Source organism: Phyllobacterium bourgognense (assembly GCF_003337575.1).
GTDB lineage: Bacteria > Pseudomonadota > Alphaproteobacteria > Rhizobiales > Rhizobiaceae > Phyllobacterium > Phyllobacterium bourgognense.
The window spans coordinates 22,892-32,297 of the sequence record NZ_QPJM01000028.1 but is presented as its reverse complement, the minus strand read 5'-3'; the positions used below and the strand labels follow the sequence as shown (position 1 = coordinate 32,297).

General features: G+C 55.8%; 11 protein-coding genes. All 11 read right to left on the bottom strand.

Annotated features, from left to right (window positions below):
* Nucleotides 1-338: 338 nt before the first annotated feature.
* Nucleotides 339-794 carry a ribonuclease HI gene (gene rnhA / locus C7476_RS25815; RefSeq protein ID WP_114432789.1) on the bottom strand — a complete coding sequence of 152 codons (456 nt, stop codon included), beginning with the start codon at nt 792-794 and terminating at the stop codon, nt 339-341.
* Nucleotides 791-1,771, bottom strand: coding sequence for a homoserine kinase (locus C7476_RS25810; RefSeq protein WP_114432788.1), 981 nt, complete (start codon nt 1,769-1,771; stop codon nt 791-793). The genes rnhA and C7476_RS25810 overlap by 4 nt, the downstream gene beginning before the upstream one ends.
* Before the next feature lie 10 nt (nt 1,772-1,781).
* Nucleotides 1,782-2,783 (bottom strand): 4-hydroxy-3-methylbut-2-enyl diphosphate reductase, encoded by a 1,002-nt coding sequence (gene ispH / locus C7476_RS25805; protein WP_114432787.1) that lies wholly within the window; start codon nt 2,781-2,783, stop codon nt 1,782-1,784.
* A gap of 50 nt (nt 2,784-2,833) precedes the next feature.
* Complete coding sequence (locus tag C7476_RS25800; RefSeq protein WP_114432786.1) at nt 2,834-3,634, bottom strand: SURF1 family protein; 801 nt, start codon at nt 3,632-3,634, stop codon at nt 2,834-2,836.
* Nucleotides 3,627-4,022, bottom strand: a complete 396-nt coding sequence (locus C7476_RS25795; RefSeq protein ID WP_114432785.1) for a DUF983 domain-containing protein — start codon at nt 4,020-4,022, stop codon at nt 3,627-3,629. The genes C7476_RS25800 and C7476_RS25795 overlap by 8 nt, the downstream gene beginning before the upstream one ends.
* Nucleotides 4,023-4,147: 125 nt before the next feature.
* Complete coding sequence (locus C7476_RS25790; RefSeq protein ID WP_114432784.1) at nt 4,148-5,026, bottom strand: cytochrome c oxidase subunit 3; 879 nt, start codon at nt 5,024-5,026, stop codon at nt 4,148-4,150.
* A 56-nt stretch (nt 5,027-5,082) separates the two neighbouring features.
* The gene (locus C7476_RS25785; RefSeq protein WP_114432783.1) at nt 5,083-5,682 is read right to left on the bottom strand and encodes a cytochrome c oxidase assembly protein; all 600 of its coding nucleotides are present in this window, start codon (nt 5,680-5,682) and stop codon (nt 5,083-5,085) included.
* On the bottom strand, nt 5,679-5,855 hold the full coding sequence (locus C7476_RS28415) for a hypothetical protein (RefSeq protein ID WP_181872612.1): 177 nt from the start codon (nt 5,853-5,855) through the stop codon (nt 5,679-5,681). Before C7476_RS28415 ends, C7476_RS25785 begins: the two co-directional genes overlap by 4 nt.
* Before the next feature lies 1 nt (nt 5,856).
* Nucleotides 5,857-6,801: a heme o synthase gene (gene cyoE / locus C7476_RS25780; protein WP_114432782.1), complete on the bottom strand. Its 945-nt coding sequence runs from the start codon at nt 6,799-6,801 to the stop codon at nt 5,857-5,859.
* A 60-nt stretch (nt 6,802-6,861) separates the two neighbouring features.
* Complete coding sequence (gene ctaD / locus C7476_RS25775; RefSeq protein ID WP_114432781.1) at nt 6,862-8,514, bottom strand: cytochrome c oxidase subunit I; 1,653 nt, start codon at nt 8,512-8,514, stop codon at nt 6,862-6,864.
* 40 nt (nt 8,515-8,554) lie between these two features.
* Nucleotides 8,555-9,400: a cytochrome c oxidase subunit II gene (coxB, locus tag C7476_RS25770; protein ID WP_114432793.1), complete on the bottom strand. Its 846-nt coding sequence runs from the start codon at nt 9,398-9,400 to the stop codon at nt 8,555-8,557.
* Nucleotides 9,401-9,406: the final 6 nt, after the last annotated feature.

Below are 9,406 nucleotides of genomic sequence, written 5' to 3'. Positions count from 1 at the left end.
AGAAGCTGGCCGGCAGGGGGACAACGTTAGCGGGCGGTCTTCGGATCGCATTATTTATCTACCAAGACGCGCTTCGACGACCGCCCGTCTTCCCACAATGCAAGCAATGGCCAGACGCGAAAGCGGGCGTGGCAAGGGAACGCACACCCGGTTCTTTGACATGATCAATCACACAAATCCGCACCGCGTTTCTACACGCGATATCCTTAGAGCCTGCCCGAAAATTCGTCAGGCGTGGCGAAAATGCTGACTTTCGAGCACCGAAGCGGAGCGTACGTTGGGTACGTGAGCATCGGAGCGCAGGAAAGCGCCATTTGCAGCCCCCTTGGCGAGTTTTCTTAAACTTGCGGCACTCGTTTCTGTTTGAAAGGCGCCATGCCAGCGCGCGCGAGTTCGTCGGCACGCTCGTTCTCCGGATGGCCGGCATGCCCTTTGACCCAGTGCCAGACCACCTTGTGCCGCTTGCGCGCTTCATCCAACGCCTGCCAGAGTTCGGCGTTCTTGACTGGCTTCTTCGCGGCAGTTTTCCAGCCGTTGCGCTTCCAGCCATCGATCCAGCCAGAAATACCGTCACGAACATAGACCGAATCCGTATAAAGATCGACTTGGCACGGCTCCTTCAGGGCATTCAAGGCCGATATCGCCGCCATCAACTCCATACGGTTGTTGGTCGTGTCAGCCTCACCGCCGGAGAGTTCCTTTTCATTGCCGTTCCAGCGCAGAACCGCACCCCAGCCTCCCGGGCCCGGATTGCCGGAGCAAGCGCCATCGGTAAAAGCCTGGATCTCCTTCACACTTTCGACCCTTCCAGGATGAGCCCGTATTCTTCTGCCGACTTGATCTGGCGGTGAAAGCGCATCCGGCGGATATATTCCATAGGGTCTTTTTTGACGACGAGGCTGCCTTCCGGCGTGTTGAGCCAATCGTACAATCTTGTGAGCATGAAACGCAGCGCCGAACCGCGAGCTAGGACAGGCAAGCTTGCGGCTTCGTCCGCCGAGAGCGGACGAACGGAGTTGTAGCCTCGAAGCAAGGCCGTACCTTTGGTGAGATTGAAGGAATGATCCTTTTCAAAGCACCAGGCATTCAGGCAAACGGCCACATCGTAGGCAAGCAGATCGGTACACGCGAAATAGAAATCGATCAGTCCCGACAGTTTGTTTCCCAAAAAGAAGACGTTGTCTGGAAAAAGGTCGGCATGGATGACGCCCGAGGGCAAATGCGACGGCCAGTTGGACTCGAAGAAGGCGAGATCGGTCTCGGTCTCGTCTGTAAGGCCTGGTTCAACCCGATCGGCACCGGCCTTGGAATTGTTCCACAGGGGCCGCCAGCCTTCTACAGAGAGCGCATTGGGGCGGCGCATGGGGAAATCCTCTCCTGCGACATGCATCCTCGCCATTGACTCGCCCAAAGCAAAGCAATGCTGCACGGTCGGGCGGCGCATCCACATGCCTTCGAGAAAAGTTACGATCGCGGCAGGCCGACCAGCCAGTTCACCGATACTCGATCCGGATTTCTGATTCACTGGCAAAGGACAGCGTATCCCCTTGCCCGCCAGATGGCGCATCAAACCGAGAAAGAACGGCAGATCGTTGCTGTTCACACGTTTCTCGTACAACGTCAGAATGTACGATCCGCTGCTGGTATGCAGCAGATAGTTGGAGTTTTCGACGCCCTCGGCAATGCCCTTATACGAAAGCAGCTCGCCGATTTCGTAGTCCTTGAGGAAGTGCGCCAAGTCGATTTCATTGATGTCGGTATAGACGGCCATATCCTAGCTCTTACCGGCTGCCGTTGACGAATGCCATATCGGCGCTCGTCAGATCCATGTCGCGCAGATCCCGCATCACGTGGAAATTCTCGGTCTCGATGGTTGTTTCCGCAAGTTCGATCGACACGATATATCGCTCCGAAAAGGACTGAATAATTTCGTCAACGATGATCTCCGGTGCTGACGCTCCAGCAGAAAGCCCGACCACTGAGATGTCGCCGATCGTGCTCCAGTCAATATCGGCAGCTCGTTGGACCAGCAGCGATTGTGCGGCCCCCGATCGCTCGGCGACCTCGACCAGCCGCTTTGAATTGGAGGAATTCGGCGCCCCGACGATGAGAAAAAGGTCGCAACCCGGAGCGGCGGCTTTAACAGCCTCCTGACGGTTCGTCGTGGCGTAACAGATCGATTCCGCGGCCGGCGCTGTCAGTGCGGGGAAGCGGCGCTGCAAGGTCGCGATGATCCCGGCAGTGTCGTCAACGGAAAGCGTTGTCTGCGTGACAAAGCCGAGATTATCGGGATCCTCAGGGACATAGGTCTCGGCATCGGCGATGGTTTCAACGAGCGTCACCGCACCTTCGGGTAGCTGACCCATTGTACCGATGACTTCCGGATGGCCTGAGTGACCGACCAGGATGACATGGCGGCCGAGCCGCTGGTGGCGCATCGCCTGCTTATGAACCTTGGAGACCAGCGGGCATGTTGCATCCAGATAGAAAAGGTTCTTGCTTTCCGCATCGGAGGGGACCGACTTCGGAACCCCGTGCGCGGAAAAGACCACAGGCTGACTGCGATGCTCCGGAGGAATTTCGTCAAGCTCTTCGACAAAAACCGCTCCCCGAGCCTGCAAGCCTTCGACGACGTAACGGTTGTGCACGATCTCATGGCGGACGTAGACAGGCGCGCCATATTTTTTCAATGCCAAAACGACGATCTGGATAGCGCGATCCACACCGGCGCAAAAACCGCGCGGTCCGCACAGGCGGATTGTCAGTGGTTTCTTGTCAGCCATCGTGTCGTGTCTCATCGAAGCGTTGCAGTGCTGTTGGAATTGGGCGGCAATCAGCGCGAAGTCAAGTCCGAAGCTTCAGATTGGCTGACCTCGGGCTCGTTTGAATTTTTGGGATGGTATCTCTGCCAGAGCGAAATTCCCGCGACAGCAAGCAGTGTCGCGGCGAGGCCATACCAGGTTACCGCATATTGCAGGTGGCTGTTTGGCAGATCGACGATCGTCACACCGCCGACCGGCAAGCCCCCAGGATTTGGCGTCTTGTCGGCATCGATGAAAAACGGAACCAGCTTGTCATCTGCAATGCCCGACTGTCCCGCCATCGTTGGCAGGTCTTTCCAATAGTAGATATTGGTCATGAGGTCGTTGTTCGGCACGATCGACGAAGGCTTGTCATAAAGCGGATTGCGCGCAAGCCCCGTCACAACCACCTGTCCCTCGACTTCGCCTTGGGGCCGTGTCACGGAATTCTTCTTGTCGTAGGGAACAAAGCCGCGATTAACGAAGACTGCGCGACCATCGTCAAGCAAAAGCGGCGTATAGACGTAGAACCCGGAAGTGCCGTCATAGGTCGCGAAGTAGTGACGCTCGCGATCATTAAGCAGCCGGCCGGTCACTGTCACTGTCCGGTAGTCGACATCCTTTTCAGCCGCCCAGACTTTTTCGATTTCGGCAAGCGATGCGGGCTTCGCATGGGTTCGAGCTTCTATTTCCGCCAGCAGGCCTTCCTTCCAGTAAAGGCGTTCGACCTGCCATGTCCCGAGGGCGATCAAGATCGCGAAAACGAATGCACCGAGGACAAATTTTATCCACGGAAAGCGGTTGCTTAGTTGAGGCGTCACGCGGTCAGTCATGGCTCTCCGGCGTATCAAGCCGACCCTCTGCGGCTTTATGCTTGTACTGCAAGGCTATCAAAATGCCCTTCATCCAGCGGAGCGCCGCGAGGCAGAGCACGAGGGCCAGGGGTATCCATAAGATAAAATGCAACCACAATGGCGGATCGAGCGTCACCTCCATCCAGAGGGCAAGGCCGACGACAATGAAGCCGATCAAGAGCATGACCAGAACTGCTGGGCCCTCGCCCGTGTCGATGAATGAATAGTCCAGCCCACAGGTAGAACAGTGCTTCGCCGGCGCGAGAAACCCATCGAACAGCTTCCCCTGCCCGCATCGAGGACAGCGTGCTTTTATACCGGCAGTTACGGGGTCAACTGGTGGGTGAAGCGCCGTGTCTTGATTCATGGTCAGGGTGCCTCAAGGCCGGAGGGGCTCTGCAGTGAGTATATCGGATGGTTGCGCAGGAATGTGCTGAAAAAGTGAGAGCGGCCGTGTTTCCACGACCGCCCGCAAATTTTAGACAAGTTCGCCTATTCCACTGCTATCGGAGCACCCCAGGATGCCCATACATAGATCGAGAAGAATAGGAACAGCCAGACCACGTCAACGAAGTGCCAATACCAGGCCGCAGCCTCGAAGCCGAAATGTTTGGTCGGCGTAAAGTCACCGCGGAGCGAACGAAGCAAGCATACGGCGAGGAAAATGGTTCCGATGATGACGTGGAAACCGTGGAAACCCGTCGCCATGAAGAACGTCGCACCGTAGATCGAGTCCTTGAACGCAAACGGAGCGTGAATGTATTCGTAGGCCTGCACCGAGGAGAAGAGCAGACCAAGCAAGACAGTGAGCGTCAGGCCGGTGATCAGGCCCTTGCGGTCATTGTGAATCAGAGCATGGTGCGCCCATGTCACCGTCGTGCCGGACAAAAGCAGGATGACCGTGTTGTAAAGCGGCAGATGCAAGGGGTCGAGGACTTCAATACCTTTCGGGGGCCATACGCCGCCGGTGAATGCTGTCCGCGCTACTTGCGCTGCTTCTCCGGGAAAAAGGCTGGCATCGAAGAAAGCCCAGAACCAGGCAACGAAGAACATCACTTCCGAGGCAATGAACATGATCATGCCGTAGCGCAGATGCAGCGAGACCACGCGTGTGTGATGCCCTTCCTTGCTTTCCTTGATCGTGTCGGACCACCAGCCGTACATCGTATAAAGAATGATCATTACGCCTATAAGCAGGATCCAGGGGTTTGTGAGATTGGCGCGGAAAAGGACAAGCTCGCCGCCGGCATGGTAACGCATGAAAGCGATGCCGCCGATCGCAAGAACAAACGCCCCAACCGAGCCAAGAAATGGCCATGGACTGGGATCGATGATGTGGTAATCGTGGTTCTTTTGGTGCGTCTCGGCCATTCTAACCCTCGCAAGGTCTGTTCATTGGTTTTGACACCGGACTAAGCCGGCGCAGTTTAGAGTTGTCCTGATGTACCATTCTTCTTGACCTCGGTATTTGCCGCAACGGGTGCTGGTATAGGGATCGGGAAGAATGTGTAGGATAGAGTGATCGTGTTGACGCCCTTCAGCTCAGGCGCATTGACGATGTCCGGATCGACAAAAAAGACGACCGGCATTTCCAGATCTTCACCTGGCTTCAGGACCGTATCCGTGAAGCAGAAGCACTCGACCTTGTTGAAGTAAGCACCTGCAGCCTGCGGCGTCACGTTGAATGACGCTCGCCCTGCAGTCGGCTTGTCGAGGATGTTCTTCGCTTCATATTTGATCAGCTTGGTTTCGCCGATATTCATCGTGACTTCGCGCTGTACGGGCTCGAACTGCCAAGGCAAACCACCAGATGTATTAGCGTCGAAACGCACGGTGATTTTTTTGTCGAGAATTGTATCGGACATCTGTTCGACGCGCTGGGTCGTGCCACCATATCCGGTGACCTGGCAGAACATGGCGTAGAGCGGGACGGCAGCAAACGCCATACCCACCATGCCAAAGAAGAAGGCGAGGCAAGAAATCGCGATCGTCCGGTCGGAAACCTTGCGCTTCGGTGCATCGCTCATTGTGCGGGCCTCGTTACGGGCGCCGTTTGCGAAGAGTGATTGGCCCCGATTTTGGCCCACGTCCCGACATAGACGACGACGACAAACGCAGCCAACGCCAGCGCGAGTGCCAAGGATCGGCTGCGCTGCGCCCGCTTCTGCTTCTCCGTGAGGGTTACCATGTCGTTACTCATATCAAGCACCAGCTACCAGAAATGCCTTGCGAACCAGTATCTCGCCGAGGAGGACTGCGTATAAACTGAAAAGATAGAAGATGGAAAAAGCGAACATCTTCTTGGCTGGCTTCAACATCGCATCGCCAACTGGGGCACGCCACACAGTAAAGGCCGAAGCAAGAAAGGCGCCGCCCATCGCTATGGCAAACAGGCCATACCCTGGCCCCGCGAATCCCATGATCCAAGGGAGGACACCAACTGGTGCTACCAGCAAAGTATAGAGAAAAATCTGTAACTTCGTCGATGCAGGCCCAGCAACATTGGGCATCATCGGGATTTTCGCCTTCTCATAGTCATCCGACATGAACAGCGACAAGGCCCAGAAATGCGGCGGCGTCCACAGGAAGATGATGAGAAAAAGGACGATGCTTTCCATGCTCACGGAATTCGTGACCGCCGCCCAGCCGATCATGGGTGGAAACGCACCCGCTGCTCCTCCGATAACGATGTTCTGCGGAGTGGAACGCTTCAGCCACATAGTGTAAATGACAGCATAGAAGAAGATCGTGAATGCCAGCAGAAATGCCGAGAGAAGATTGATGAACAGGCCTAGCGTCACGACTGAAAAAGCCGATAGCAGAAGACCAAATGTCAACACCTCTCCGCGCGAGATACGTCCTGCAGGGATCGGCCGCTTGGAGGTGCGCTTCATAATGGCGTCGATGTCGGCATCGTACCACATGTTGAGTGCACCTGAGGCTCCTGCCCCGACTGCAATACAAAGGATGGCGATTGCAGCCAAGACGGGATTTATCTGGCCAGGAGCAGCCATCATTCCGACGAAGCCGGTAAAGACAACCAAGGACATGACGCGTGGCTTGAGCAGCGCAATATAATCCGATGCATTGGCTTCCGAGAGGCCAATACTCGCATCAAGATTTGCGTTTTTCTCAATCAGTGCCATTTGATCCGTCTTGTTTATTCAATGCCGGGACAACCTTTGGCGGTCCCGGCATTGACGTGTTTACTTAATGCGCGGGAGCTGTTCCCACTGGTGGAATGGCGGCGGCGATGAAAGCTGCCATTCCAGTGTCGTTGCGCCCGCACCCCAAGGATTGGCTCCAGCCTCACGCTTCTTGGCGAACGCCTCGAATACGCCGAAGAGGAAGATCAGGACGCCAACGCCAGAGATGTACGAACCGATCGACGATACTTCGTTCCAGCCTGCAAAAGCATCAGGGTAATCGATGTAGCGGCGCGGCATGCCGGCGAGACCAAGGAAATGCTGCGGGAAGAAAACCAGATTGACGCCAATGAACATCACCCAGAAATGCGTGTGGGCAATTTTATGGTTGTACATGTAGCCGGTCATTTTCGGGAACCAGTAGTACCAGCCCGCGAAGATGCCGAACACTGCGCCCAGGGACAGCACGTAATGGAAATGCGCAATGACGTAGTAGGTGTCATGCAGTGAACGATCGAGACCGGCATTTGCCAACTGAACGCCCGTCACACCACCAACAGTGAACAGGAAGATAAAGCCGATCGCCCAGACCATTGGCGGCTTGAACTCAATTGATCCACCCCACATTGTGGCAATCCACGAGAAGATCTTGACGCCAGTTGGAACCGCGATGACCATTGTGGCGAAGACGAAATAGCGCTGCGTATCGAGTGACAGGCCCACGGTATACATGTGGTGGGCCCAAACGATAAACCCGACGACGCCAATAGCAACCATGGCGTAAGCCATTCCGAGATAACCGAAGATCGGTTTACGCGAGAATGTCGAGACGATGTGGCTGATGATGCCGAATGCCGGCAGAATCATGATGTAAACTTCAGGATGACCGAAAAACCAGAACAGATGCTGGAACAGGATTGGATCACCGCCGCCTTCGGGTGCGAAGAACGCCGTGCCGAAGTTACGGTCGGTCAAAAGCATCGTGATACCACCTGCCAGAACCGGGAGCGCCAGCAGCAGCAGAAACGCCGTGATCAAAACCGACCAGGCAAACAGCGGCATCTTGTGCAATGTCATGCCGGGAGCACGCATATTGAAGATCGTAGTGATGAAATTGATGGCACCGAGGATCGACGACGCACCGGCAATATGAAGCGCGAGAATGGCAAAATCCATCGCCGGGCCGGGCTGACCAGATGTCGAATATGGCGGATAGATCGTCCAGCCACCCCCCGTACCAAAGCCACCGGCAGGACCTGGAACGAACATCGACAGTATCAACAACAGGAGCGCGGGTGGGAGCAGCCAGAACGAAATATTGTTCATGCGCGGGAAAGCCATGTCCGGGGCACCGATCATGATCGGAACCATCCAGTTGGCGAAACCGCCGATGAGCGCAGGCATTACCATGAAGAAGATCATGATCAGACCGTGTGCGGTCGAAAACACATTGTACATCTGCTTGCCGGCGTCGATAGCCGCATCGCCTTCAAAGCCGTAAACCATCGAGGCCAGCCCGTGGAAAATCTGGATGCCCGGCTGTTGCAACTCGGCGCGCATGGCGATTGAAAGCGAACCACCGATAAGGCCAGCTATGATCGCGAAGATCAGATACAGCGTGCCGATGTCCTTGTGATTGGTCGAATAAACCCAACGCGTCCAGCCTGTCGGCTTGTGAGCGTCGTGTGCTTCGTGAGCTGCAGAACCTGCCATCAAAGTGCTCCCGTTCCTCAATAAATCGCGTAAAGCCGGCTTAGTTGCCAGCCACGCTTACATTCTTTTCTGCGTCGATTGCTGCGGTCAGCGTCTTATAGGCACCCGGAAGATCTTTCCCGGCGGCAGTAAACCACGCATTGTACTGATCCTGTGAAACGACGTGGATCGCGATCGGCATGAAGGCATGGTCCTTGCCGCAAATCTGCGAGCACTGACCGTAATACATGCCTTCCTTGTCAGCCTTGAACCAGGTCTCGTTGCTGCGGCCAGCAACGGCATCCATCTTCACGCCAAAGGCAGGCATCGAGAACGAGTGGATGACGTCGGCACCGGTGACCAGCAAACGCACGGTCGTATTGACAGGGACGACCATTTCATTGTCGACCGCCAGCAGGCGCGGATAGGCCTTTTTGTCTTCCTTCCCGGCAGCGGCGCGGTCAGTCTCTTTCAACATCACGGAGTCAAACGAAACAGGGGCTTCGCCTGCCTGATACTCGTAACCCCAATACCATTGGTAGCCGGTGGCCTTGATCGTCAGCTTCGGCTCTTCGGGCGAATATTGCGCCGTCAGCAACTGAAAGGAAGGAATTGCCAGGAAGAGAAGAATGACGACAGGGCCTACGGTCCAGACGATCTCGACAGCCGTATTATGGCTGGTCTTTGACGGGACCGGATTGGCGCTGGCGCGATAGCGATACATCACCCAGGCCAGCAGTGCCATCACGAAGAGCGTAATGGGAACGATGAACCACAATGTATAGCGTTCAAACCACTCGATCTGCTCCATAATGGCAGAAGCGGCTGGTTGGAAAGTCATTTGCCAAGGCTCCGGCTGGGCTGCATAAGCAGTGCCGGCACCGAGCAGGCCACTCAGGATACCCATCAGCGT

Excerpts from the sequence above, each read along its gene's own strand:
- C7476_RS25810 (WP_114432788.1), bottom strand. The coding sequence starts at position 1,771 with ATGGCCGTCTATACCGACATCAATGAAATCGACTTGGCGCACTTCCTC.
- ispH (WP_114432787.1), bottom strand. The coding sequence starts at position 2,783 with ATGGCTGACAAGAAACCACTGACAATCCGCCTGTGCGGACCGCGCGGT.
- C7476_RS25800 (WP_114432786.1), bottom strand. The coding sequence starts at position 3,634 with ATGACTGACCGCGTGACGCCTCAACTAAGCAACCGCTTTCCGTGGATA.
- C7476_RS25795 (WP_114432785.1), bottom strand. The coding sequence starts at position 4,022 with ATGAATCAAGACACGGCGCTTCACCCACCAGTTGACCCCGTAACTGCC.
- C7476_RS25790 (WP_114432784.1), bottom strand. The coding sequence starts at position 5,026 with ATGGCCGAGACGCACCAAAAGAACCACGATTACCACATCATCGATCCC.
- C7476_RS25785 (WP_114432783.1), bottom strand. The coding sequence starts at position 5,682 with ATGAGCGATGCACCGAAGCGCAAGGTTTCCGACCGGACGATCGCGATT.
- C7476_RS28415 (WP_181872612.1), bottom strand. The coding sequence starts at position 5,855 with ATGAGTAACGACATGGTAACCCTCACGGAGAAGCAGAAGCGGGCGCAG.
- cyoE (WP_114432782.1), bottom strand. The coding sequence starts at position 6,801 with ATGGCACTGATTGAGAAAAACGCAAATCTTGATGCGAGTATTGGCCTC.
- ctaD (WP_114432781.1), bottom strand. The coding sequence starts at position 8,514 with ATGGCAGGTTCTGCAGCTCACGAAGCACACGACGCTCACAAGCCGACA.
- coxB (WP_114432793.1), bottom strand. The coding sequence starts at position 9,400 with ATGGGTATCCTGAGTGGCCTGCTCGGTGCCGGCACTGCTTATGCAGCC.